This window comes from Luteimonas sp. FCS-9, assembly GCF_001014645.1.
Lineage (GTDB): Bacteria > Pseudomonadota > Gammaproteobacteria > Xanthomonadales > Xanthomonadaceae > Luteimonas.
Genome location: NZ_LASZ01000008.1, coordinates 58,916 through 83,773 on the forward strand (window position 1 = coordinate 58,916; position 24,858 = coordinate 83,773).

At 73.3% G+C, this 24,858-nt stretch carries 21 protein-coding genes; 13 read left to right on the top strand and 8 right to left on the bottom strand.

The features are described from left to right. Positions 1–10: 10 nt before the first annotated feature. The gene (gene plsB / locus WQ56_RS09020; RefSeq protein WP_082132306.1) at positions 11–2,782 is read left to right on the top strand and encodes a glycerol-3-phosphate 1-O-acyltransferase PlsB; all 2,772 of its coding nucleotides are present in this window, start codon (positions 11–13) and stop codon (positions 2,780–2,782) included. A gap of 66 nt (positions 2,783–2,848) precedes the next feature. Here plsB and WQ56_RS09025 read toward each other — a convergent pair whose 3' ends face one another. Continuing rightward, positions 2,849–5,704, bottom strand: coding sequence for a serine/threonine-protein kinase (locus WQ56_RS09025; RefSeq protein ID WP_047136766.1), 2,856 nt, complete (start codon positions 5,702–5,704; stop codon positions 2,849–2,851). 112 nt (positions 5,705–5,816) lie between these two features. Here WQ56_RS09025 and WQ56_RS09030 point away from each other — a divergent pair, with 112 nt between their 5' ends. Beyond that, on the top strand, positions 5,817–6,479 hold the full coding sequence (locus WQ56_RS09030; protein WP_052772933.1) for an ECF-type sigma factor: 663 nt from the start codon (positions 5,817–5,819) through the stop codon (positions 6,477–6,479). Positions 6,480–6,720: 241 nt separating this feature from the next. Then, the gene (locus WQ56_RS17720) at positions 6,721–7,386 is read left to right on the top strand and encodes a helix-turn-helix domain-containing protein (RefSeq protein WP_052772934.1); all 666 of its coding nucleotides are present in this window, start codon (positions 6,721–6,723) and stop codon (positions 7,384–7,386) included. Positions 7,387–7,408: 22 nt separating this feature from the next. Here the strand turns inward: WQ56_RS17720 and WQ56_RS09040 are convergent, their stop codons facing one another. Both WQ56_RS09040 and WQ56_RS09045 read right to left on the bottom strand, forming a co-directional pair. After that, positions 7,409–7,618 carry a YdcH family protein gene (locus WQ56_RS09040; RefSeq protein ID WP_047136767.1) on the bottom strand — a complete coding sequence of 70 codons (210 nt, stop codon included), beginning with the start codon at positions 7,616–7,618 and terminating at the stop codon, positions 7,409–7,411. 113 nt (positions 7,619–7,731) lie between these two features. Then, positions 7,732–9,387: an ATP-binding cassette domain-containing protein gene (locus tag WQ56_RS09045; RefSeq protein WP_052772935.1), complete on the bottom strand. Its 1,656-nt coding sequence runs from the start codon at positions 9,385–9,387 to the stop codon at positions 7,732–7,734. A 208-nt stretch (positions 9,388–9,595) separates the two neighbouring features. Between WQ56_RS09045 and ttcA the strand changes: the two genes are divergently transcribed. The 3 genes from ttcA to WQ56_RS09060 all read left to right on the top strand — a co-directional run bounded on the left by ttcA (position 9,596) and on the right by WQ56_RS09060 (position 12,290). Then, positions 9,596–10,489: a tRNA 2-thiocytidine(32) synthetase TtcA gene (gene ttcA, locus WQ56_RS09050; protein ID WP_082132309.1), complete on the top strand. Its 894-nt coding sequence runs from the start codon at positions 9,596–9,598 to the stop codon at positions 10,487–10,489. Between the two features lie 81 nt (positions 10,490–10,570). Beyond that, positions 10,571–11,473, top strand: a complete 903-nt coding sequence (locus WQ56_RS09055; RefSeq protein WP_047136768.1) for a recombination-associated protein RdgC — start codon at positions 10,571–10,573, stop codon at positions 11,471–11,473. A 37-nt stretch (positions 11,474–11,510) separates the two neighbouring features. Continuing rightward, complete coding sequence (locus tag WQ56_RS09060; RefSeq protein ID WP_047136769.1) at positions 11,511–12,290, top strand: SprT family zinc-dependent metalloprotease; 780 nt, start codon at positions 11,511–11,513, stop codon at positions 12,288–12,290. Between the two features lie 102 nt (positions 12,291–12,392). On the opposite strand, the gene WQ56_RS09065 is transcribed toward WQ56_RS09060, so the two are convergent. Further along, the gene (locus WQ56_RS09065; protein ID WP_047136845.1) at positions 12,393–13,241 is read right to left on the bottom strand and encodes an alpha/beta hydrolase; all 849 of its coding nucleotides are present in this window, start codon (positions 13,239–13,241) and stop codon (positions 12,393–12,395) included. Beyond that, complete coding sequence (gene hemH / locus WQ56_RS09070) at positions 13,238–14,230, bottom strand: ferrochelatase (RefSeq protein ID WP_047136770.1); 993 nt, start codon at positions 14,228–14,230, stop codon at positions 13,238–13,240. The genes WQ56_RS09065 and hemH overlap by 4 nt, the downstream gene beginning before the upstream one ends. Positions 14,231–14,376: 146 nt before the next feature. On the opposite strand from hemH, the gene WQ56_RS09075 reads away from it, so the two are divergent. From WQ56_RS09075 to WQ56_RS17725, 5 genes are all read left to right on the top strand, one after another. After that, complete coding sequence (locus tag WQ56_RS09075) at positions 14,377–15,243, top strand: lipid-binding SYLF domain-containing protein (protein WP_047136771.1); 867 nt, start codon at positions 14,377–14,379, stop codon at positions 15,241–15,243. An 88-nt stretch (positions 15,244–15,331) separates the two neighbouring features. Then, positions 15,332–15,559 (top strand): Sec-independent protein translocase subunit TatA, encoded by a 228-nt coding sequence (gene tatA, locus WQ56_RS09080; protein ID WP_047136772.1) that lies wholly within the window; start codon positions 15,332–15,334, stop codon positions 15,557–15,559. Between the two features lie 21 nt (positions 15,560–15,580). Beyond that, positions 15,581–16,042 (top strand): Sec-independent protein translocase protein TatB, encoded by a 462-nt coding sequence (tatB, locus tag WQ56_RS09085; protein ID WP_052772936.1) that lies wholly within the window; start codon positions 15,581–15,583, stop codon positions 16,040–16,042. Next, entirely contained in the window at positions 16,026–16,784 is a 759-nt protein-coding gene (gene tatC / locus WQ56_RS09090; RefSeq protein ID WP_047136773.1) for a twin-arginine translocase subunit TatC, read from the top strand. Before tatB ends, tatC begins: the two co-directional genes overlap by 17 nt. Next, positions 16,781–17,476 carry an RDD family protein gene (locus tag WQ56_RS17725; RefSeq protein ID WP_052772937.1) on the top strand — a complete coding sequence of 232 codons (696 nt, stop codon included), beginning with the start codon at positions 16,781–16,783 and terminating at the stop codon, positions 17,474–17,476. Before tatC ends, WQ56_RS17725 begins: the two co-directional genes overlap by 4 nt. A gap of 21 nt (positions 17,477–17,497) precedes the next feature. On the opposite strand, the gene WQ56_RS09100 is transcribed toward WQ56_RS17725, so the two are convergent. From WQ56_RS09100 to WQ56_RS09110, 3 genes are all read right to left on the bottom strand, one after another. Beyond that, on the bottom strand, positions 17,498–18,421 hold the full coding sequence (locus tag WQ56_RS09100) for a hypothetical protein (RefSeq protein ID WP_156170477.1): 924 nt from the start codon (positions 18,419–18,421) through the stop codon (positions 17,498–17,500). A 113-nt stretch (positions 18,422–18,534) separates the two neighbouring features. After that, positions 18,535–19,281: a glutamine amidotransferase gene (locus WQ56_RS09105; protein WP_047136775.1), complete on the bottom strand. Its 747-nt coding sequence runs from the start codon at positions 19,279–19,281 to the stop codon at positions 18,535–18,537. A 316-nt stretch (positions 19,282–19,597) separates the two neighbouring features. Continuing rightward, complete coding sequence (locus WQ56_RS09110) at positions 19,598–21,403, bottom strand: GspE/PulE family protein (RefSeq protein WP_047136776.1); 1,806 nt, start codon at positions 21,401–21,403, stop codon at positions 19,598–19,600. A 106-nt stretch (positions 21,404–21,509) separates the two neighbouring features. Between WQ56_RS09110 and glyQ the strand changes: the two genes are divergently transcribed. Together glyQ and glyS are read left to right on the top strand one after the other, a co-directional pair. Continuing rightward, a complete protein-coding gene (gene glyQ, locus WQ56_RS09115; protein ID WP_156170479.1) occupies positions 21,510–22,415 on the top strand; it encodes a glycine--tRNA ligase subunit alpha in 906 nt (301 codons plus the stop codon). A gap of 117 nt (positions 22,416–22,532) precedes the next feature. Beyond that, a complete protein-coding gene (gene glyS, locus WQ56_RS09120; RefSeq protein WP_047136778.1) occupies positions 22,533–24,650 on the top strand; it encodes a glycine--tRNA ligase subunit beta in 2,118 nt (705 codons plus the stop codon). Positions 24,651–24,858 lie beyond the last annotated feature (208 nt).

The following is a 24,858-nucleotide window of genomic DNA, read 5'->3' on the forward strand; positions in this document are numbered from 1 at the left end:
CTTGGGCATAATGCCGCCGATGCCCGACCAACCGACCCTCCCGTTCTCCGACGACGCGCGGCCCCGGCCCGACGGCGACGATGCCGCCCGGACGCCCGCCGCGCCGCCGCCCGGCCCCGCCGGGACCGGCGATCCCGTGGCACAGGGCGATGCCGCCGCACCGCCGTCCGGTGCCACGCTGCCCGATGCCCCGCCGGTCGCGGGCGACGGGGCTGCCGCCACGCCGCGTCCGCTCGCCGCGCCGCGCCGCGCCATGCGCCGCCCGTGGTGGGCCGGCCTGCTCGACCGGCTGCTGCGGCCGTGGATCGGACTGAAGGTCGAGCCCCAGGCGCCCGAGTCTCTGGTCGACCACCGTCCGGTCTGCTACGTGCTCGAGGACTACGGCCTGTCGAACGCGCTGATCCTCGAGCGCGCCTGCCGCGAGGCCGGCCTGCCCTCGCCGCTGCAGCCGCTGCCCGGCGACCCGCTGGGACGCAAGCGCGCCTACGTCGCGCTGTCGCGGCGCAACGCCGGCAGTGCGCTGGCGCTGGCGACGGGCAAGCCGCAGTCCAAGTCGACCCACTCCGAGTCGCTGTCGCGTCTGCTCGAGGCGCACCGGCTCGATCCCGCGCTCGACGTGCAGGTGGTGCCGGTGTCGATCTTCGTCGGCCGCTCGCCCGACAAGGCCAACGGCTGGTTCTCGGTGCTGTTCTCGGAGAACTGGACGATCGTCGGCCGCTTCCGCCGGCTGCTGTCGATCCTGCTCAACGGCCGCGACACCCTGGTGCGCTTCGCCGAGCCGGTCGCGGTGCGGCCGCTGCTCGACGAGGACCTGGGCGCCGAGCGCACCGTGCGCAAGCTCTCGCGCGTGCTGCGCACGCATTTCAACCGCGTGCGCGAGGCGATCATCGGCCCGGACCTGTCGACCCGCCGGCTGCTGGTCGACAAGGTGCTGGCGTCGCCGTCGGTCAAGGACGCGATCGCCGACCAGGCGCGCCGCGACAACAGCCGGCCCGAGGAGGCATGGAAGAAGGCCCACGCCTACGCCTACGAGATCGCCGCCGACTACTCGCATCCGGTCGTGCGCTCGGCCAGCTTCCTGCTGACCACGGTGTGGAACCGGATCTTCCGCGGCGTGCTGGTCCACCACCTGGACCGTTTCAAGGAGGCCGCGCCCGGGCACGAGATCGTCTACGTGCCCAGCCACCGCAGCCACATGGACTACCTGCTGCTGTCGTACCTGCTCTACGGCCGCGGCATCGTGCCCCCGCACATCTTCGCCGGCGTCAACCTCAACCTGCCGGTGATCGGCACGCTGCTGCGCAAGGGCGGCGCGTTCTTCGCCCGGCGCAGCTTCCGCGGCAACGCGCTGTATTCGGCGGTGTTCTCCGAGTACATGGCGCAGCTCGTCGGCGGCGGCTACTCGATCGAGTACTTCATCGAGGGCGGCCGCTCGCGCACCGGACGGCTGCTGCCGCCCAAGGGCGGCGCGCTGGCGATGACGCTGCGCGCCTACCTGCGCGAGCCGCGCAAGCCGGTGCTGTTCCAGCCGGTCTACATCGGCTACGAGAAGCTCATGGAGGGCAACAGCTACTTCGACGAGCTGTCGGGCAAGGCCAAGAAGAAGGAATCGATCTGGCGGCTGCTGTGGGGCATCCCGCAGGTGCTGCGCAGCAACTACGGCCAGGTCGTGGTGAACTTCGGCGAGCCGATCCAGCTCAACGCGGCGCTCGCCGAGCTCGCGCCCGACTGGGACGGCCGCGCGGTGCCCGAGGACGCCAAGCCGGCCTGGCTGGCGAGCACCGTCGACGTGCTCGCCCAGCGCATCCACGTCAACATCAACCGCGCCGCCGACGTCAACCCGATCAACCTGCTCTCGCTCGCGCTGCTGTCCACGCCCAAGCACGCGATGGGCGAGGCAGACCTGCTGGCGCAGATCGCGCTGTCCAAGCAGCTGCTCGACGACGTGCCCTACTCCGACCGCGTCACGCTGACCCCGCACACGCCGGCCGAGATCGTCGCCCACGGCGAGGAGATCGGCGTGCTCGAGCGCGTCGCCCACCCGTTGGGCGACGTGCTGCGGGTCGGCGACGACGAACAGGCGGTGTTGCTGACCTACTTCCGCAACAACGTGCTGCACCTGTACACCGCGTCGGCGTGGATCGCCTGCTGCTTCCTGCACAACCGGCGCATGAGCCGGCACACGCTGCTGCGCCTGGGCCGCACGATGTACCCGTTCCTGCAGGCCGAGCTGTTCCTGCCGTGGACCGAAGACGCGTTCGCCGACCGCATCGAGCGCACGCTGGGTACCTTCGTGCGCGAGGGCCTGCTCGAACAGCTGGCCGGCGACCACGACGGCGACGCGGTCTACGGCCGCAACGCCGGGCAGACCGACGAGGTGTTCCGGCTGCGTGCGCTCAGCCATCCGCTGCAGCAGGCGTTCGAGCGCTACTACATCGCGATCTCGGTGCTGGCCAAGAACGGCCCGGGCACGCTCGGCGCCGGCGAGCTGGAGGGCCTGTGCCAGCTGGCCGCGCAGCGGCTGTCGCTGCTGTACGCGCCGGCCGCGCCGGAGTTCTTCGACAAGTCGCTGTTCCGCGGCTTCATCCAGAAGCTGCGCGAGCTGGGCCTGGTCAAGCTCGACGGCAACAGCAAGCTGGTGTTCGACGAGCGCCTGACCGCGCTGGCCAAGGACGCGAAGGTGATCCTGGGCCGCGAGCTGCGGCATTCGATCGAGAAGGTCAGCCCGGAGGCGGTGAAGCCGGCCGAGCCGGCGTCGACCACGGTGGACGACGCCGCGTAAGCGTCCTGGAGACGGGCCGCATGCGCCCGGCACGCGCGACGCCGGGCGAGGACACTAGGCTTGCGCTCAGCCGTCGTCGTGGCCGACGGCGGCCATCCGTCGCGAGGCCGCGGCGCGCAGGGTCTCGATCTGCGCGTCGATGCCGGCGATCCATTCGTCCTTGCCCATCCTGACCGCGAGCGCGCGACGCCGCTGCGCGGCCTCGAGCGCTTCGGCGTAGCGCTGCCGATCCGCCAGCCACGACGACTGCATGCTCAGCACGCTGTTGAGGACGCCGTCGGCGAACATCGTGCCGGTCGCGGCCGCATCACGGTCGAGCGCGGTCAGCGCCGCGAACGTATCCGCGTCGTTCTCGCCGTAGCGGACCAGGTAGCTGCATTCGGCCAGCCGGACCATCATCGCGTCCTGGCTGTCGGGGCCGAACTGGCGCGCCGCGTCCCGCTTGCCGAGCGCCAGCTCGCGGGCGGCCTCGTCCTTGCGACCGGTCGACGCGAGCAGCGAGGCGTATCCGCCGCGGTGATGGGCCGAGACCTCGCCGTGGGCCGCGACGCTGCTCGCGATCGCGGCCCCGAGCGTTTCCCGGGCGCGCTCGAGGTCCGCGTCGTCGCCGGTGATGCCGGCCCTGGCCCAGTAATTGCTCGCCGTCAGGAAGCGGGCCTCGAGCGTGAACTCCTGATGCCTGCCGTAATGCCGTTCGTAGATGCGCAGCGCGCGGCCGGTACGCTCGAACGCGGCGTCCATGTCGCGCGCGTACGCGGCCAGGTGGCCCTGCGCCATGTACGCACGCGCGACCGCCGGGTGCTCGGGACCGAGCCCTTCGGCGAGGATGCGTTCGGCCAGGTCTGCGGTCGTCCGCGCGCCGGCCAGGTCGGCGTTGAGGATCTGGATGAAGGCGAGCTCGGCCAATGCCATCCCGGTCTGGGGATGGCGCTCGCCCAGCATCGCGCGGCGACGCGCGATCAGCTGGTTCGCCAGCGCCAGCGCGCGTGTTTCACGCCCGGGCTGGCGCGACGCGCGCACCGTCCGGATCAGCGATTCGCGGGCGTCGTCGGCCAGGATCGGCGCGGTCTCGTCGGTCAGTTCGATCGCCCGCAGCAGGTCGGCTTCCGACGCCTGCATGCGCATGCGCCAGCGCAGCCAGATGCCGCGCTGGGTCAGCAGCTGCGCGGTGATGTTGTCGCCGATCGACGCGGGCAGCGACCGGGCCTCCGCGATCGCCTTGTCGAGCGTCGCGAACGCCGCCTGCGAGCGTCCCTGGCCCGACTCGGCCACCGCCCGCTGTGCGAGCAGGCGCAGGTAGGCGAGGCGGTGCTGGTCGGTCAGGCGCAGCGACAGCCCCGCCAGGCCCTCCCGGACCGTGGCCTCGGCCTCGCCGTGGCGCGCGCGGAGGTTCTGGATGTGCGCCAGCGTCGCGAGGTTGAAGGCCACGGCCAGGGTGTCGTGCGCATCGACCGTGCGGCCCGCTTCGCGCGCGAGCGATTCGGCGCGGCGGTAGTCGCCCGCGACCGCCCAGCTGCGCGCGAGCACCGACAGGGCCCGCGCCCGCATGCCCGCGGTCTCCGGGCCGGCGGCCTGCCCGCGCAGTCCGCGCTCCACCGATTCGAGCAGCGCCGACTGGGTCGGCGGCATGTCGCCCAGTTCCGAGATCGCCGCCATGCCCAGCGTGGCCTCGAAGAAGCGGTCGGCCTGGCTGGCGATCGCGGCCTCCCGGCTGCCGCGCCAGGCGTGGCCGCCGAGCAACCCGATCACCGCCAGGGCCATCGCGGCGTTCGCCAGCACGAGCGCGCGGTTCGCGCCGAACGCCGCCGCCAGGCCACCGCGCTGTCCGTAACGACGCGAGCGGCCGGGCGTGCGCTGCAACCAGGCGGACAGCGCCTCGCGCATCGCCTCGACGCTGTCGTAGCGCTGCGCCGGTGCGGCGGCCACCGCACGCGACACGATGTCGTCGAGCGGGCCGCGCAACCGTCGCGCGAGCGCGGCCGTCGACCGCTCGCCGCGCGCGCGCACGCCGTCCCGGTCGAGCCGGGCGGCCAGCGACGACGGCAGGCGCGGGGGGCCGAGCGACGCGGGCGCGGCGACGGGCACCTGCCCGCACAGCAGCCGGCACAGCAGCGCGCCCAGCGCGTAGACGTCCACCCGGACGTCCTGGGGTGCGCCCGTCAGCGCCTCGGGCGCGGTGTAGCCGCTCGTCATCGCCAACCGGTGCGCCGCTGGCAGCGCGTCCGACGACACGAGCACCGACAGGCCGAAATCCAGCAGCCGGGGACGGCCCTGCGGCGTCACGAGCACGTTCGAGGGCTTGATGTCCTGGTGCACGACGCCGCGTGCGTGGGCGTAGGCCACCTGGCCGCAGCAGTCGACGAACAGTTCGACGCGCTCGCGGATCGACAGCGCGCCGGCATCGCACCACTGGTCGATCGGCAGCCCGTCGACCAGCTGCATCGCGTACCAGGGCCGCCCCGCGTCGTCCACGCCGCCGTCGAGCAGCGGCACGATGTCGGGATGGGTGAGGTCGGCGAGCAGATTGCGCTCGTTGACGAAGGCCTCGACCAGCCGCGGAGAGACCAGGTCGTCGCGGATGCACTTGAGCGCGGCGGTCTGGCGGAACTGCGCATCGCTGCGCCGCGCCCGATACACCGTGCCCATGCCGCCGCGCCCGAGAAGACCGGTGATCGTCCAGCCGCCGATGCGGCTGCCGATGCGCGGGTCGTCCGACGGCGGCGCCTGCGCCTCCAGCAATGCGGAGACCGCGGCGAACGGCGCACCGGCGATCGGGCGCGCGGCACGGTCGGCCGCGAGCAGCGCGGACAGTTCGCGGTGCAGCACGGGATCGGAGACGGCGAGCCGGGCCAGCTTGCGGTCGCGCCACCAGCGCGGCCACCGCACGTAGGCGTCGAACAGGTCGAGCGCGCGGCGTCGCATCGCAGGCTCGGATGTCGGGGGCATGACTCCCTCGCATGTGCCGGGGCGGCAGGGATGGACTAGCATGCCTCGCCCGCGCATGCGCAGGAAAGGACGGAGGGCGAACCGGCCCATGGATGCGACGCAACCCGCCCCGACGCCACGAGCCGACGGTGGCGATGCGCCCGGCGGCGATGCGCTGGCCGTCGCGGTCGCACGCCTGCTCGATCAGGCCGGCGACGGACACGACGCCGCGTGGGACGAGATCTATCGCCTGCTGTACGACGACCTGCATCGCATCGCCCGGTCGGAGATCCGCCGTCAGGCGATCGCCTCGCACTCGCCGACGTCGTTGATCAGCGAGACCTGGATCAGGCTGGCGCGTGCGGACATCCCCGCCACGTCCAGGGCGCACCTGGTCGCGCTGCTGGCCCGCGCGATGCGCTTCGTGCTGGTCGACCAGGCGCGACGCGCGATGGCCGGCAAGCGCGGCCGGCATCTGCTGGTCGTCTCGACCGACGACGAGCGCGATGCGGTGCCGGGCCCGGTCGAGCTCGACCGGCTGCTGAGCATCCACGGCGCGCTCCAGGCGCTCGAACGCCTCGACCGGCGGCTGGCGCGCGTCGTCGAGCTGCGCTACTTCGGCGGGCTCGGCGAAGCGGAGATCGCCTCGCTGCTGGGCGTGACCGAACGCACGGTCCGCCGCGACTGGCGCAAGGCCCGGGCGTTCCTGCAGGCGGAGCTGGGCATGCCCGGCATCGCCGCGCCGCCGCGGACGACCGACGCGCGTCGCTGACGCAAGCACGCCGCACCCGGTCGCCGTGTCCTGTCGGACGACCGAACCGCGATACAGGAGGAAAGGAGCCGACGCACGCGGTCGCCGTGTCCTGTCGGACGGCCGAACCGCGATACAGGAGGAAAGGAGCCGACGCACGCGGCCATCCGCGCATGCGGGCGGTGCGATGCGGCGGCGCCGCGGGCACGCACCGCAGCGCGTGCGGCCCGCATCGGACCTTTCGCCTTTTCCTAGATGCCGCATGCCGATCGACCCCCCGCACCCGCCTCCCGCGCACCCGCCTCCCGCCCCCGTCCTGCCGACCGCGGCCCGCGGCATCGTCGTCGAGCGACCGCGCATCGCGATGCACGAGCTCGCCCCGGACGCCACCGGACGCTTCGAGCGCGTCGGCGATGGCCTGCTGCTGCACCTCGACGATGGCCGCGAGCTGCGCATTCCGCATCTGTTCGACAGCGCGGACCCCGTATCGTGTGCCGCACCGATGGACGCCGCTGCCGCGTCGTCCGACGGACCCGCACCGGCGTCGCCCCCCGGCAATGACGTCCGCGCTCGCCGCGCGGCGACCGGGACGGCGGCCACGCACGCGCCCGAGGCGCCGGCGATGCCGCACGACACGGGTTGTGGCTGGCGGCTCGACGCGCGCGGCTGGAACATCCTGCTGCCCGACGGGCGCGCGATCGAACTCACGCTCGCCGAGCAGCAGGTCCTGCGTCCGCTGGCGCGGTGCCCGGGCCGCCCGGTGCGCCGCGAGGCGTTGATCGCCGGCCTCGCCGACGACGTGCACACGTTCGATCCGCACCGTCTGGAAGTCCTCGTCTACCGGCTGCGGCGCAAATGCCGGACACGCACCGGGGCCGAACTGCCGCTGCGCGCGGTGCGCGGCGTGGGTTACGTGCTGAACTGGTGACGCGGCGCCCGCGCCGGCGCGCTCAGGCCGGCTCGTCGGGGATCAGCGACGACTCGAGCTGCGCGATCGCATCGCGCAGCGCCAGCTTGCGCTTCTTCAGGCGCTTGAGCATCAGTTCGTCGTGCCGCGGATCGCACTGCAGCCGGTCGATCACCGCATCGAGGTCGCGGTGCTCGCCGCGCAGGGCGACGAGACGCTGGGCGGGGCTGTCGTCGGGGCGCTCGAAGGCCATGGATCCAGCTTACCCGAAGCGGTCGCGGCCGCGCTCGGCGCGCGCTCGCGGGCCTGCAGGCATGCGGGCGCACCGATCCGCGGGTCGTCGCCGGGCGGGTCCCGACGACGGCCTCATGCATGGCGCAGGCGCAGCCCGTCCGCGTCCAGCCGCAGGCGGACGTCGAGCCCGATCGCCTCGAGCAGACCGGCATCGTGGGACACGACGAGCAGCGCGCCGGGCCACGCGCGCAGCAATGCGGCGAGCGCATCGACGCTCGCCAGATCGAGATGGGTGGCCGGCTCGTCGAGCAGCAGCAGCGGCGCGGCCGGGCGCGCCCACGCGGCCACGGCGATCGCCACGCGCATCCGCTCGCCGCCCGAGAGCGTGCGCATCGGCCACGCGACGTGGCCGCGACCCAGTCCCAGCAACGCCAGCCGGGTCGCGATCGCCGCGCGCGGCTCGCCGGGCATGGCGGCCTGCAGCCAGTCGAGCGCGCAGGCCTCGCCCGGCAGCCCGTCCAGATGCGGGTCGAGCCTCTGCGCCCGCACGTGCGCACGGACCGTGCCGGCGGCGAGCGCGCCCTGGCCGAGGATGGCCCGCAGCAGCGTGGTCTTGCCGCTGCCGTTGCGACCGGACAGTCCGATCCGCACCGCGCCGGCGGCCTGCCAGTCGAGCGCCGCGGCCGGCGTCGTGCAGGTCGGATGCGCCTGCGCGAACGTCAACACGCGCCGACCGGGCGGCAGCGCGACCGCCGCCTGCACGAACTGTGGCGCCGCGGGCGCATCCAGCGCATCGAACGCGACGCGCACCGCCTGCTCGCCGGTCTCCAGCCGCTGCGCGAGCGCGGCCCGCCGCCGTCCCTGACCGCGTTCGGCGTTGTCGGCGAGGCGATCGAGCAGCAGCGGCGACTGGTTCGCGTCGCGGCCTGCGCGGCGTCCGCGGGCCTGGCGCCGGTCGAGCCGCTGGCGCGCGTGCGCGACCGCCTGCTGCGCACGCGTGCGGTCGACCCGGGCCTGCAGCAGCGCGGCCTCGCCCTGGCGCAGGCGCTCGGCGCGCAGCGCGCGCCAGGTCGCGAGCCCGCCGTCGATGCGGTGCAGCGCGCCGCCACGCAGTTCGAACAACCGCGGCATCGCCTGCAGCCAGGCCGGATCGTGGGTCGCCACGAGCACCGCACCGGCCCGGCGCGCGAACGCTTCGCACCAGTGCGCCGAGGCCTCGGCGTCGAGGAACGTGCTCGGCTCGTCGAGCAACAGCACCGGCGCCGCCGAATGCGCGATCGCCAGCAGCCGCAGTTGCTGGCGCTCGCCGCCCGACAGCCGCGCCGGATCGTCGTCCAGGCCGATGCCCGACAGGCCGAGCGCGTCGAGGCGACCGCGCCACGTCGCCTCCAGCGCCCAGTCCTCGCCGACGCGCACGAGATCCTCGGCGCTGCCGTCGCCGGCCAGCACGCGGCGCAGCGCATCCAGGCGCGGCCCGTCGCCGAGCAGGTCGATCGCGCGCGGCGGCAGCGTCGCCGGCACCTGCGGCAGCCAGGCCAGGCGCGAGGCGCAGCGGACTTCGCCGCCTTCGGGCGACCGGTCGCCGGCGAGCTGGCGCAGCAGCGTCGACTTGCCGCCGCCGTTGTCGCCGACCAGCGCGCTCGGACCGGTGGGCAGCCGCAACGCAAGACCGGCGTAGAGCACCCGCCCGTCGGCGAGCGTCGCCGTCAGGTCGCGGGCGTGCAGGAGTTCGGAGGACGGCGTGGGCGCATCCGACGGGGCGGGGCCCGGGGGTGGAACAGACGGCATGACGTGACCTGCAGGCAGACGCGATGGGCGCCCTCGCGAGGAGGACGGCGGATCGGATGTCGGCTCAGCGGTTCACGTCGGCGGCGCTCCAGGGACGGCGCGGGCGGCGCCGTGGGCGGGCAGTATAGGTCCGGTGCCCGGCCGGCCGCGCCACGCGCGCTGAACGTGCGTCGCAGCCGCTGGGACGGGCCCCGTTAGACTATGCGCGATGAGCATCGTCCTGCCCCTGCCCGAACCCCTGCCCCGCGCGCGCGACCCGCGCCGCGCCGCGCTCGAGACCCAGAAGCTGGGCAAGCGCCTGCGCCACCAAGTGGGGCGCGCGATCGCCGACTTCGGCATGATCGAGGACGGCGACAAGGTGATGGTCTGCCTGTCGGGCGGCAAGGACAGCTACACGCTGCTCGACGTGCTGCTGCAGTTGCAGGCCCGGGCACCGGTGTCGTTCTCGATCACCGCAGTCAACCTCGACCAGAAGCAGCCCGGCTTTCCCGAGCACGTCCTGCCCGACTACCTGCGCACGCTCGGCGTGGATTTCCACATCATCGAGCAGGACACCTACTCGGTCGTCAGCCGGGTGGTCCCCGAAGGCAAGACGATGTGCTCGCTGTGCTCGCGGCTGCGCCGCGGCGCGCTGTACACGTACGCCGAAGCCAACGGCTTCACCAAGATCGCGCTCGGCCACCACCGCGACGACCTGGTGGCGACGTTCTTCCTCAACCTGTTCTTCCACGCCAAGCTCAGCGGCATGCCGCCCAAGCTGCGCAGCGACGACGGCAAGCACGTCGTGATCCGCCCGCTGGCCTACGTCGCCGAGGCCGACATCGTGGCCTATGCCGACGCCAAGGCGTTTCCGATCATCCCGTGCAATCTGTGCGGCTCGCAGGAGAATCTGCAGCGCAAGCAGGTCGGGCTGATGATGGCGCAGTGGGAGAAGTCGCACCCCGGCCGCATCGAGACCATCGCACGCGCGCTCGGCGACATCCGCCCCTCGCAGCTCAGCGATCCGAAGCTGTTCGACTTCCTGTCGCTGGGCAGCCGCGGGCCCGCCCTGCCCGACGCGCACGACTGGCTGGCCGGCGCGCCGCACGACGCGCGCGACTGAGCCGTCGTTGCCTCCCCTCTCCCCGCGCGGGAGGGACGCTGCCGTTCCCCGACTCCCGAATCCCCCAATCACGGCCTTTCGATGTTCTTCAAGAATCTGACCCTGTTCCGCTTTCCCACCACCCTCGACGTGTCCGAGCTGGAGACCCAGTTCGGCGAGTTCCGCCTGCGCGACGTCGGCCCGCTGGAGATGTCCACGCACGGCTTCGTGCCCGCGCTGGGCCGCGAGGCCGACACGCTGACCCATCGCATGGAGGACGGCATCTGGCTGGCAGTCGGCGGCCAGGAGAAGATCCTGCCCGGCGCGGTGGTCAATGAGTTTCTGGCCATCCGCATCGAGGAGTACGAGGAAAAGAACGCGCGCAAGCCCGGCGGCAAGATGCGCAAGCAGATGAAGGACGACATCCTGCAGGAGCTGCTGCCGCGCGCGTTCGTGCGCCCGGTGCGCTCGGACGCGCTGATCGACCTGGAACTGGGCGTGATCGCGGTCAACACCTCCAGCCGCAAGAGCGCCGAGAACGTGGTCAGCCAGGTGCGCACCGCGATGGGCAGCTTCCCGGCGCTGCCGCTCAACGCCGAGACCTCGCCGCGCGCGGTGATGACCGGCTGGATCGCCGGCGAGCCGCTGCCCGACGGCCTGGCGCTGGGCGAGGAGTGCGAGCTCAAGGATCCGTCCGACCAGGGCGCGATCGTCAAGTGCCAGCGCCAGGACCTGCAGTGCGAGGAGATCACCCGCCACCTCGACGCCGGCAAGCAGGTGACCAAGCTGGCGCTCACGCTCGACGACCAGATCGAGTTCGTGCTCGGCGAGGACCTGATCGTGCGCAAGTTCAAGTTGCTCGACGGCGCGCTCGACACGCTCGAGCACACCGACGCCGACGACCGCCAGGCCGAGCTCGACGCGCGTTTCGCGCTGATGCGCGGCGAGTTCAAGCGGCTGTTCAAGGTGCTCGAGGGCGCGTTCAAGCTGTCGAAGGTCGAGTGAGCGCGGGCGCGCCGCGCGCGCGCCTTACAATCGCCGCATGCCGTCCTCCTCGCGTCTGCTCTCGTCGCCCCCGGCCCCCGCGCCGGTGCGGCGCGACACGCTCGACGTGCGGCTCGACGACGGCCGCCGGATCGAGGTGCTGCGCGTGCGCGACCCGCGCGCGCGCCGCATCCGCCTGAGCGTGAGCGAACGCGGCGCGCGGCTGACGCTTCCGCTGCGCGCCAGCCTCGCCGCAGGCGAGGCGTTCGTGCACCAGCATCGCGACTGGCTCGCCGCGCAGCTGGCCGAACACGGGCAGACGCCGCCGCTGCGCCGCGACCTCACCACGCACCTGCCGCTGCGCGGCGCGCTGCTGGCGGTGGACTGGCAGCCCGGGCGGTTCGCCCATGTGCGCCCGGACGACGGGCGACTGGTGTTCGCCGCGCCCGCGCAGGCCGGCCCGGCGGCGCTGCAGCGCGCGCTGCGCGAGTTCTACGAGGCCCAGGCGCGCGCCGACGTCGCCCGCTGGCTGCCCGGCTACCTGCCCGGCCTGCCGCGTACGCCGTCGCGGATCCGGATCCGGCCGATGTCCTCGCAATGGGGCTCGCTGGCGCCCGACGGCACGCTTGCGCTGGACCTGGCGCTGGTGCTCGGCACGCCGTCCGCGTTCGAATACGTGCTCGTGCACGAGCTCTGCCACCTGGTGCATGCCGACCACTCGCGCGCGTTCTGGCGCGAGGTCGAGGCGCGCTGTCCCGAATGGCGGCGCGCGCGCGACTACTTCCGCAGCGAGGGACGCCGGCTCAAGGGCGCGCTGCACGCGCTGCTGTCGGGCTGACGCGCGCGATCGAATGCCCGACTGCGGCCAGGCACCGCATCGCATCATCCCGGGGACGGACGGCGCGATGTACCGACACGCGCGGACCGACGCCGCGACGCATCAACGCCGCAGGAAATCCCCGATCGCCGCAGCGACCGCCTCGGGCTGTTCCATGTGCAGGTGGTGGCCGCCGGCGATCACGACCAGGTCGCCGTCGGGCAGCAGGCGGGCGCGGCGGCTGCGGTCGGGCTCGGGCAGGTAGTCCTGCGGCGGGTCGGCGTAGATCACCCGGGTCGGGCATTCGATGCCGGCCACGAGCGCGTCGACCTGGCCGGGCGTCATCCGCACCGCGGTCGGCACGGTCAGCCGCGGATCGCTGCACCACACGTGGCCGCCGTCGACCGCGCGCACGCCGCGCTCGACCAGCCGGCGCGCAGCGTCCTCGGAAAGCCCGTTGACCCGCATGCGCGCGCGCACCGGCGCTTCGAGATCGGGGAACACCCGCAGCGGGCGCTCACCCAGGCCGCGCGCGGACGTCACCGCGTCGCGCAGCCGGACCACGGTGTTGTCTTCGGTCTCGGGCAGCGCGCCGAGCGCCTCGACCGCGACCAGCCGCTCGACCCGGTCCGGGCATGCGGCGGCGACCAGGCTGGCGATGCCGGCGCCCATCGAATGGCCCAGCAGCGCGAAGCGGTCCCAGTGCAGCGCATCGGCGATGTCGAGCACCTGGTGCACCGCGCCGACGAAGGTGTAGTCGGTGCCCGGCGGCATGTGCACGCTGCGGCCGTGGCCGGGCAGGTCCGGCGCGACGAGGTCCAGCCCGTGCAGGTGCGCGGCGAGCGGCCCGAAGCTCGCGGCATTGTCGAGCCAGCCGTGCAGCGCCAGGACCCGGCGACCGCCGGGCGCGCCGAAGCGCAGCCCGCGGACCGTCCCGATGCCGATCTCCAGCGAGAAGTCCGTCCCGCTCACGTCCACGCGTCCAGTTCGCGGCGCAGCAACGCCGCCATCGCGTCGGCGTGCGCGGGCGCGTCGTTGAGGCAGGGGATGTAGCGCAGCCGGGTGCCGCCGTTGGCGCGGAACAGTTCGGCGTTCTGCATCGCGATCTCCTCGAGCGTCTCCAGGCAGTCGGCCGGAAAGCCCGGGCACAACACGTCGACCTCGCGCACGCCGGCCTTGGCCATCTCGACCAGGGTCGCGTCGGTCGCCGGCTGCAGCCATTTGCCGGCGCCAAAGCGCGACTGGTAGGCCATGCGGCAGTCGCCGGCGTCCTCGCCGAGCACCTCGACCAGCCCGGCGAACGTCGCCTCGCAGCGTTCGGCATAGGGATCGCCCTGGTCGACGATGCGCTGCGGGATGCCGTGGAACGAGCACAGCAGCACCTCGCCGCGGCCGTGCGCGGCGCGGTGTTCGCGGACCGAGCCGGCCAGCGCCTGCAGCCAGCCGGCATCGCGGGCGTAGTCCTCGATCATGCGGACCTCGACGCCGTCGATGGGCGTTTCGGCGATCCGGTCGGCGACCGAGGCGGTGGTCGTCGTCGAGTACTGCGGATACAGCGGCAGCACCAGGATCCGGCGCACGCCCTCGGCGGCCAGCGCGCGCATCGCCGGCGCCAGCGGCGGCCGGCCGTAGCGCATCGCGTGGACCACGCGCACCTGCGGCATCCGCGCGTCGACGGCCTCGGCGAGCCGACGCGTGTACACCGCGAGCGGCGAGCCGCCATCGAGCCAGATCTCGGCGTACTTGTGCGCGACCTTCGGCGAGCGCCGCGGCAGCACCACCCGGCGCAGCAGCGGCAGCCACAGCCAGCGCGGCAGGCGCACGACGCGGGGGTCGGACAGGAATTCGTCCAGGTACGCGCGCACCGCATCGGCGGTGGGCGCATCGGGCGTGCCGAGGTTGACGATCAGCACGGCGGTGGCGGCCGGCGCGGCGCCTGGCGGAAGCGGGGTGTCGGACATCCGCATAGGATGGCAGGCGGACCGCCGCAATGGCAGCCGGCGCGCCACCGGTCGAACTCATGGACGATTCATTGCGGCGTCACTAGCCTGAACCGGTCGTGCCGCACGCCGCGTGCGCGGCCGCCCCGTCCTTGCCGGAGTCTTCCATGCGCCTGTCCCCGCGTCGTTCCCTGCTGGTCGCCGGCCTCGCCGCCGCGCTCGTCGCCGGCCCCGCGTTCGCCGGCCCGCGGGAGGATGCGCGCGCGCAGAATGCGGTCCGCGTGCTCAACGAGATCCAGGCGATCCCCGAATCGGGCATCCCCGACAAACTGCTCGACGAGGCCCGCGCGATCATCGTGATCCCCGACACCGTCAAGGCCGGCCTGGTCATCGGCGGCCGCCGCGGCCACGGCCTGCTGTCGGTACGCACCCCCGACGGCACCTGGTCGAACCCGGCGTTCGTGAAGCTGACCGGCGGCAGCATCGGCTTCCAGGCCGGCGTGCAGTCCTCGGACGTGGTGCTGGTGTTCCGCAACGAGCGCAGCCTCGAGTCGATCGTCAACGGCAAGTTCACGCTCGGCGCCGATGCGGGCGTGGCCGCCGGCCCGGTCGGCCGCAACGCGGCGGCGCTGACCGACGGCCAGCTCAAGGCCGAGATCTGGTCGTGGTCGCGCGCCCGCGGCCTGTTCGCCGGCGTCGCGCTCGACGGCGCCGTGCTGTCGATCGACGACGACGCCAACATGGCCGTCTACGGCGAGACCACGACTCCGCGCGCGATCCTGGAGAACCGTCCCGGCCAGGCTCCGTCGGGCCCGGTCGTCGATTTCCGCGACCGTCTCGAGGAGGCCAGCGCCACCGCGCGCGTGGCCCGTGGCGGCAGCGCGGTCGCGCCCGCCACCGCGCAGCCCGTGCCACCGGTGCAGGGCGTGCCGGCGACCACGACGGTGCCGGTGCAGACCGGCGATCCGGTGCCGCAGCCGTTCGAGACCGTGAACGACCAGCCGGCCCAGGTGGAACCGCTGCCCGAGGGCTGAACCGGCCTGCGGCGCAAGCGCGCGTGAGGCCGGCCGGCATGGCCGGTGCGGTATCCTAGCCGTCCATTCGAATCAGACCGGTCCCGCCATGGGCAGTTTCAGCATCTGGCATTGGCTCATCGTCCTGCTCGTCGTCCTGCTGGTGTTCGGCACCAAGCGGCTGCGCGGCGCAGGGCGCGACCTCGGCGAGGCGGTCAAGGGCTTCAAGAAGGGCATGCACGACGACAACGTGCCGCCCGAGCGCCTCGACGACCGCTCCAGGGACTCGGAATCCACGTCCGACCGCGTGCGTCGCGACGACAACGTCCCGCGCTGACGCGCGAGGACGCGCACTTCGATGTTCGGCTTCAGTTCCGGCGAGCTACTGATCGTCGCGCTCGTCGCGTTGATCGTGCTCGGCCCCGAGCGGTTGCCCAAGGCGGCGCGCTTCGCCGGGTTGTGGGTCCGCCGCGCGCGCACCCAGTGGCACTCGGTCAAGTCGGAGCTCGAGCGCGAGCTCGAGGCCGAGGAACTCAAGCGCAGCGTGCAGGATGCGCAGCGCTCGATCGAGGACGTGGGTACCCAGCTGCGCGATGCCCAGACCAGGGTGCGCGACGAGTTCGACGCCGTCCGTCGCGGCGCCGCCGAGCTGGCCGACGAGGCCCGTCGCATGCCGGGCACCGAACGCCCCGCGACCGACGACGCGACCGCGCCGGCCGACGTGACCGGCGCCGCGACGCTGCCGCCGGGCGCGATCGCGGCCGACCCGACGTCGCCGCCCCGTGTCCCGCAGGAGGCCGGCGATGGCGCGCCACGCTGACGACGATACCGGCGAAGGCCGCCTGGTCGATCACCTGATCGAACTGCGCATGCGGCTGATGCGGGGCCTGGCCGGCACCGGCATCGTGCTGGTGGCGCTGCTGCCGTTCGCCAATCGTCTGTACGGGCTGCTCGCCCAGCCGCTGCTCGACAAGCTGCCCGACGGCGCGCACCTGATCGCCGTCGAGGTCGCCTCGCCGTTCTTCGCGCCGCTCAAGCTCGCGTTCTTCACCGCGCTGGTGGCGACGATGCCCTGGCTGCTGTACCAGGCCTGGGCATTCGTCGCGCCGGGCCTGTACAAGCGCGAGAAGCGCCTCGCGTTGCCGCTGCTGGCCTCGGCCGTGGCGCTGTTCTACATCGGCTGCGCGTTCGCGTTCTTCTTCGTGCTGCCGTCGGTGTTCCGGTTCCTGACGCTGGTGACCCCCGACGGCGTGGCGATGATGACCGACATCAACGCCTACCTGAACTTCGTGCTGGTGATCTTCCTGGCGTTCGGCCTGAGCTTCGAGCTGCCGGTCGCGCTGGTGATCCTGGTGCTGCTGGGCTGGGTGACCACCGACCAGTTGCGCGAGGCGCGCGGCTACGCGGTCGTCGGCGTGTTCGTGCTGGCGGCGGTGATCACTCCGCCCGACGTGGTCTCGCAGCTGATGCTGGCCGTCCCGATGTGCCTGCTCTACGAGGCGGGCATCATCGCCGCGCGGCTGCTGGCGCCCAAGCCCGGACCGTTGCGCGACCGCGCATGACGCCGGGCGCGCCGACGTCGCTGCCGCGCCGCTATGCGGCCTGGTCGCTGGACGCGGCCATCCTCGCCCTGCTCGTCGTCGCGCTGCTGCACCGCCGCCTGTGCGCGGGCCTGGCCGCCTGCGGCGAGGCGCTCGACGCGATGAGCCTCTCGATGGCGGCCACGATGGCCGAGGCCGCCGAGCGCGGCGCCGCGCCGGCGGCGCTGGCGCAGGCCTGGCTGGCCGATCCGGGGCTGCACGCCGCGGTCGGCCAGCTGGCGGTCGCACTGGTCGCGGTGCTGGTGCCGCCGACGCTGGCGTTCGCGCTGCTGTCGCTGGCGTGGTTCGCTGCGTTCGAGGGATCGCGCTGGCAGGCCACGCCCGGCAAGCGCCTGCTCGGCCTGCGCGTGGTCGACGACGACGGCCTGCCCCCGGGCTACGTGCGCGCGGCGCTGCGCCAGGCGGCAGGCCTGCTGTCGTGGGCCAGCCTCAACGTGGGGCATGTGCTGGCCGCGCACGCGCCGCGTCACCAGGCGCTGCACGACCGCATCGCCGGCACCCGCGTGGTCCGCGTCGATACGCGACCGATCCCGATGCCGGCCCGGCTGTGGCTGGCGCTGCAGCTGCCGGCCTGCTTCCTGCTGCTGGCCTGGCTGATGCGCATCGTCGACCGCAGCGTCGCCGCCGCGCTGGACGCGACGCTGGGCCTGTGAGCGAACGCCGTCCGCGGCGGCCTACAGCTCGATCGTGGCGCCCGGCGCCGGACCGGCCGGCGTCGCGGCGTCGCCGCAGATGTCGCGCCACATGAAGTAGATCGCGCCGAACATCACCACGTACAGCACCAGCAGCAGCACCAGGTACATCGGCAGCACGACGAACGCGCCCAGCGCCGGGTGCAGCAGGCCGGCGACGATGGTCACCAGCGAGGCGACCAGGCCGAACGCCAGCATCAGCGCGAAGCCGCCGGCCATCGCCAGCGCGGCGATCACCAGCACCGGCAGCACGTTCCTGAGCGTCGCGGCGAGCCCGTCGCCGAAGGCGGCGAGCACGCGGCGCCCGCCCAGCGCGACCTGTCCCAGGCCGATCGCGTAGACGGTCGCGTAGAACACGCCGAACAGCAGGCCGAGCGCCATCAGCGGACCGATCCCGGCCGGCGGCATCGGCAGCGCCGGCGGCGCGGACGGCGGCGTCTGGCTGGCGCCCATCTCCTGGGTGATCGTCATGATCTCCATGTACCACTCGGGCACGCCTTCGCCGAACAGGCTGACCAGCGCGTAGAAGGTCGCGATGTACAGCGCGCCCATCAGCGCGCCGAATCCGACCAGGCGGCCGGCACCGGCCGAGAAGACGGAGAACATGTCGCCCGGCCGTGCGGGCCGGCCGTGTTCGACGGCATCGATGACACGCAGCACGCCGCCGATCAGCAGCGGGTAGACCAGGATCGAGACCAGCGACATCGCGCCGACGACCATCAGCTGCGACTGCGCATCGAGCCCGAGCACGACCTGCAGCACCAGCTGCAGCACGCTGGGCAGCAGCGCGAGCAGCGACACGATCGCCACCGCGCCGTAGACCGCCCGGGGATTGCCGCGGCCGACGTTGACCGCCTGCACCAGCCATTGCCAGCCGTGGCCGGCCCCCACGCTCCGAATCGTCATCGCCGCTGTTTCCCGTTGCGCACGTGGCGGACGCCACGAGGGCGGCCATCGTACTGCAGTGCCGATGCGCGCGGCGTGCCGGGCGCATCCGCCGGCGCCGCCCGCCGGGACGGCTACCCGGTCCGCGCGGACGCCCGCGCCGGGCCACGCCAGGCGGCCGCGAACCGTCGCAGCACGCGGCGCGCATGCGGTGCAGCCCGGACCGCGGCCAGCATCGCCGCCGGATCGGCCGCCTCGGCGCGCAGCGCCTCCGCCCGCGCGCGGATGTAGCCGCGCATGTGCGTGGCGCTGAACTCGGGGTGGAACTGCAGGCCCCATACCCGGTCGCCCCAGCGGAAGGCGTGATGCGGCTCGAGCGCCGAGCGGGCCAGCGCCACGGCGCCGTCGGGCAGCCCCAGTGCGCTCTGCAGGTGCGTGGCCTGCGCGGCGAAGCGCGGCGGCAGGTCGCGGAACAGCGGGTCGTCGGCCGCGGCCGGGAGCGTCTCGATCTCCACCGTGCCCATCTCGCGTCCGCGCGGGTTGGCGCCGGCCTCGCCGCCGAGCGCGTGCGCGATCAGCTGGTGGCCGTAGCAGATGCCCAGCAGCGGCACGCCGGCATGCGCCGCGTCACGCAGCCAGCCGGCGCTGCGCTCGCTCCAGTCGGCGCGGTCGGTGACCATCGCGCCCGAGCCGGTGACGATCACGGCCCGGTGCGCGCCGGGCGCCGGCAACGGCGCGCCGCCCTCGACGTCGACGATCTCGACCTCGTCGCGCGCCAGTCCCGCGGCCACACGGATCCAGTGCGGGAAGCCGCCGTGGCGGCGCATCGACGGAACCGGCTGGCCGGTCTCGAGGATCAGGAACGGGCGGTCAAGCGGCATGGCGATCACGGTGGTGGGAAGACGCCGAAGCGTAGCCCGTCGGCCCTTTCGTAGGAGCGCGCTCGCGCGCGACGGGGCGTTCCAGGGAAAGCCTCATCGCGCGCCAGCGCGCGCCTACGGGGCAGGCGCGTGCCCGGGGGCCTCGCAGGCCCTGCGCCGCGTTCCCGGCACGTGCGTAGCGAGTCCGCGCTTGTGTAGGAGCGCGCTTGTGCTTGCATCCCCTTTTCGGGGACGCGCGATCGGGCGTTCCGGGGAAAGCGTCATCGCGCGCGAGCGCGCGCCTACAGGTCGAAGGCATTCCGGATACGGCGCGCCGTCACTCGCGCGGCGGCAGCACGGTCATCACTTCCTCGACCGTCGTCAGGCCCTGCGCCACCTTCTCGGCGGCAGCCATGCGCAGCGTGCGCAGGCCGCTACCGACCGCGGCGCGGGCGAAGCCGGCCAGTTCCATGTCCGGCTGGATCTTCGCGCGCAGCGCCGGCGTCACCGGCATCAGCTCGTAGATGCCCACGCGGCCCAGGTAGCCGGTGTTGCGGCATTCCAGGCAGCCAACCGGGCCGCAGGCCTGCGCCGGCGGCGGCGGGCCGTCGGGGCCGACCAGCGCGCGCCAGCCCTCCGGGTCGACCGCGCGCGCGGTCCGGCAGTGCGGGCACAGCGTGCGCACCAGGCGCTGGGCGAGTACGCCGTTGAGCGTGGATGCGATCAGGTAGTGCGGCAGCCCCAGGTCGAGCAGCCGCGTGACCGCCGACGGCGCGTCGTTGGTGTGCAGCGTTGAGAGCACCAGGTGGCCCGTCAGCGAGGCCTGCACCGCCATCTGCGCGGTGTCGAGGTCGCGGATCTCGCCGATCATGATGATGTCCGGGTCCTGGCGCAGCAGCGTGCGCACGCCCTGGGCGAAGGTCAGGTCGATCGCGGCGTGCACCTGCATCTGGTTGAGCTCGACGGCGACCATCTCGATCGGGTCCTCGACCGTGCACACGTTGACGTCGGGCGTGGCCAGCGCGCGCAGCGTCGAGTACAGCGTCGTCGTCTTGCCCGAGCCGGTCGGGCCGGTGACCAGCACGATGCCGTGCGGCCGCTGCACCAGGTCGTTCCACGCCGACGCCTCGCCGGCGTCGAAGCCCAGCTGCGCGATCGGCTTGAACGCAGTGTCGGGATCGAAGATGCGCATCACGCACTTCTCGCCGAACGCGGTGGGCATCGTCGACAGCCGCATCTCCACCTCGCGCCCGCCCGGCGAGCGGGTCTTGATGCGGCCGTCCTGGGGCCGCCGGCGCTCGGCCAGGTCCATGCGCCCGAGCACCTTGATCCGGCTCACCGCCGCGGTCATCACCGGCGGCGGCATCTCGAACACCTTGTGCAGCACGCCGTCGATGCGGAAGCGCACGCGGCCGACGTCGCGGCGCGGCTCCAGATGGATGTCCGACGCGCGCTGCTCGTAGGCGTACTGCAGCAGCCAGTCGACGATGTGCACGATATGCTGGTCGTCGGCGTTGACGTCGCCCGAGCGGCCGAGCTCGACCAGCTGCTCGAACGACGGCGCGCTGCCGCCGCCCTCGCGCAGGTCGCGCGCGCCGCGCACCGAGCGCGTGACGCCGAAGAACTCCATCGTGTAGCGGTGCAGATCGAGCGGGTTGGCGACGACCAGGTCGATCTCGCGCCGCAGCAGGCGCTGGATGTCGGGCAGCCAGTCGAGCGCCAGCGGCTCGCTGGTCGCGATGCGCGCGCGCTCGGGCGTGACCTCGACCGGCAGGATGCGGTGCCGGCGCGCGTACGCGTGCGAGACCAGCTCGGTGACCTCGGCGACGACGATCTTCGTCGGGTCGATGCGCAGGTAGGCGTGGCCGGTGCGCCGCGCCAGCCACTCGGTCAGCGCTTCCAGGCCCAGCTCGCGCCCCGGGCGCAGCGCCGAGGGCAGCTTGAGGTTGGCCAGCAGCACCAGCGGATGCACCGCATCGAGGCCGCGGGTCGCGCGTCCGCCCACGCGTGCGCGCTCGGCGTCGGCCGGCGCCAGCAGCCCGTCGGCGACCAGCGCGGCGACGACCGGCTCCAACGTCAGCCGCCCGGGCGGCAGCCGCGCGACGGACGCGCCGGTCGCGTGCGGGCCGGGAGGCTGCGGCATCGGGGGTTCGTTCAAGCCTGCTCCTCCGTGGCCGCAGCCGCCTGGCGCGGCGGGCGGCATGGCGTGGACGGCTATACTAGCGCGCCGCCGCCCACGCCCTTTTCCGATGACCGGACCGACGTTCCAGGAGCTGATCCTCACGCTCAACGCCTACTGGGCCCGCCAGGGCTGCGTGCTGATCCAGCCGCTGGACCTGGAGGTCGGCGCGGGCACGTTCCACCCGGCCACGTTCCTGCGCGCGCTCGGCCCCGAGCCGTGGAACGCCGCGTACGTCCAGCCCTGCCGCCGCCCCACCGACGGCCGCTACGGCGACAACCCCAACCGCCTGCAGCGCTACTACCAGTACCAGGTCGCGCTCAAGCCCAATCCCGACAACATCGTCGAGCTGTACTTCGGCTCGCTGCGCGAGCTGGGCATCGACCCGCAGGTGCACGACCTGCGCCTGGTCGAGGACAACTGGGAATCGCCGACGCTCGGCGCCTGGGGCCTGGGCTGGGAGGTCTGGCTCAACGGCATGGAGGTGACCCAGTTCACCTACTTCCAGCAGGCCGGCGGGCTGGAATGCCGCCCGGTGCTGGGCGAGATCACCTACGGCCTCGAGCGGCTGTGCATGTACCTGCAGAACGTCGACAACGTGTTCGACATCGTCTGGACGCACGGCCCCGACGGCACGCCGGTGACCTACCGCGACGTCTACCACCAGAACGAGGTCGAGCAGAGCACGTACAACTTCGAGCATGCCGACGTCGAAGAACTGTTCCACCGCTTCGACCGCTGCGAGGCCGAGGCGCTCAAGCTCGTCGAGCTCGGCCTGCCGCTGCCGGCCTACGAGCAGGTCTGCAAGGCCAGCCACAGCTTCAACCTGCTCGACGCGCGCCGCGCGATCAGCGTCACCGAGCGCCAGCGCTACATCCTGCGCGTGCGCACGCTCGCGCAGGCGGTCGCGAAGGCCTACTACGCGCAGCGCGAGAAGCTGGGGTTCCCGGGGCTGAAGCGCGACGCCGCGGCCTGAGCCCGGCGCCGCGGCCAGCCACGCGCCAAGACGTTCCATGACCCGCCGTCCGGCGGGCGATACGGCCCTCCCCCGCACCGGCGGGCAAGGCGGGCGAAGAATGAAGGGCCCTTCCGCATGACCGACACCCAACCCCTGCTGATCGAACTGGGCACCGAAGAACTGCCGGTCAAGGCCCTGCCCGGCCTGGCGCAGGCGTTCTTCGACGGCGTGATCGCGGCGCTGGACAAGCGCGGCGTCACTGTGGCGCGCGGCGATGCGACGCCGCTGTACACCCCGCGGCGCCTGGCGGTGCTGTTGCCGGGCGTGGCGAGCGAGCAGCCCGAGCAGCGCAGCGAGGTGCTGGGGCCGTATCTCAACATCGCGCTCGATGCCGACGGCCAGCCGACGAAGGCGCTGCAGGGCTTCGCCGCGAAGGCCGGCGTCGACTGGACCGCGCTGGAGAAGACGACCGACGCCAAGGGCGAGCGCTTCGTGCACCGCGCGACGACGCCCGGCGCGACGACCGCCGCACTGCTGCCCGAGGTCCTACGCGAGGCGATCGCCGCGATGCCGATTCCCAAGCCGATGCGCTGGGGCGCGCACGCCCACGCGTTCGCGCGGCCGGTGCACTGGCTGGTGGCGCTGCACGGCGGAACGGTCGTGGACGCCGAGCTGTTCGGCGTGCGCGCCGGGCGCGACAGCCGCGGTCATCGCTTCATGCACGACGCGCCGGTGGCGATCGCCGCGCCGGGCGACTACGTCGAGGCGCTGCGCGCGGCGAAGGTGCTGGTCGATCCCGAGGCCCGTCGCCGGGCGATCGTCGACGCGGTCGAGGCCGCGGCGCGCGCGGCCGGCGGCCAGGCGCGGATCGAAGCCGACAACCTCGAGCAGGTCAACTGCCTGGTCGAGTGGCCGAGCGCGGTGTCGTGCGCGTTCGAGGCCGAGTTCCTCGCGGTGCCGCAGGAGGCGCTGATCGCGACGATGGAGGCGAACCAGAAGTTCTTCCCGGTGCTGCGCGAGGGCCGGCTGACCGAGCATTTCATCGCCATCGCCAACATCGAATCCAAGGACCCGGCCGAGGTCGCCAAGGGCTACGAGCGCGTGATCCGCCCGCGCTTCGCCGACGCCAAGTTCTTCTTCGACGAGGACCTGCGCCAGGGCCTGTCGGCGATGAACGACGGCCTGGCGACGGTGACCTACCAGGCGAAGCTGGGCAGCGTCGCCGACAAGGTCGCGCGCGTGGCCGCGCTGGCGCAGGCGATCGCGCCGCAGGTCGGCGTCGACGCCGACCTGGCCGGGCAGGCCGCGCGGCTGTCGAAGGCCGACCTGCAGTCGCGCATGGTCGGCGAGTTCCCCGAGCTGCAGGGCATCGCCGGCCGTTACTACGCGCAGCGCGACCCGGCGTTGGCCGGCTTGTCCGACGACGACCGCGCCGCGCTCGCGAACGCGCTCGACGAGGCCTGGCAGCCGCGCTTCGCCGGTGACGACATCGCGCTGTCGCCGCTGGGCAAGGTGCTGGCGATCGCCGAACGCCTGGATACATTGGCCGGCGGTTTCGCCGCGGGCCTCAAGCCGACCGGCAACAAGGACCCGTTCGCGCTGCGCCGCAACGCGCTGGGCCTGGCGCGCACGCTGATCGAGAGTGGGTTCGACCTCGACCTGCACCGGCTGCTCGCCGCCGCCGTCGCGCGCGTCGGCGCGCTGCCGGCCGGCAAGGACGGCGCCACCGCGTCCGCCGACGCGGGCGAGCTCTACGACTTCCTGCTCGACCGCCTGAAGGGCTACTACGCCGACCGCGGCGTGCCGGGCGCGCAGTTCGCCGCGGTTGCCGCGCTGCGCCCGGCCTCGCTGTACGACCTGGACCGCCGCATCGATGCGATCGGCACGTTCGCGCAGCTGCCCGAAGCCGCGGCGCTGGCCGCGGCCGACAAGCGCATCCGCAACATCCTGCGCAAGGCCGACGTCGCGATCCCCGACGCGGTGGACGCAGCGCTGCTGCGCGAGCCGGCCGAGGCGGCGTTGGCCGAGGCGGTCGCGGCCGCGCACGGCGAGACCGCGCCGGTGCTCGCCAACGGCGACTACGTCGCGGCGCTGACGCGGCTGGCGCGGCTGCGCCCGCAGGTCGATGCGTTCTTCGACGCGGTGATGGTCAACGCCGACGACGCCGCGCTGCGCGCCAACCGCCTGGCGCTGCTGCGCGGGCTGTCGGAGCGGCTGGGCAGCGTCGCGGCGATCGAGCACCTGTCGAGCTGACGCGCTGCACAAGGGCGCCCTCGCTCGCGGTGGCGCCCCTGCACCTGTAGGAGCGCGCTCGCGCGAGGGCGTTTTCCGTGGATGTCATCGGCGCGGCGGCGTTTTCCTGGGGACGGCCCTCGCGCGCGAGCGCGCTCCTACAAGGGGTGTCGCACGGGGTCGGGTGCGCGGAACGGCGTACGGGCGCGCGTTCTTCCGGAATGACCGG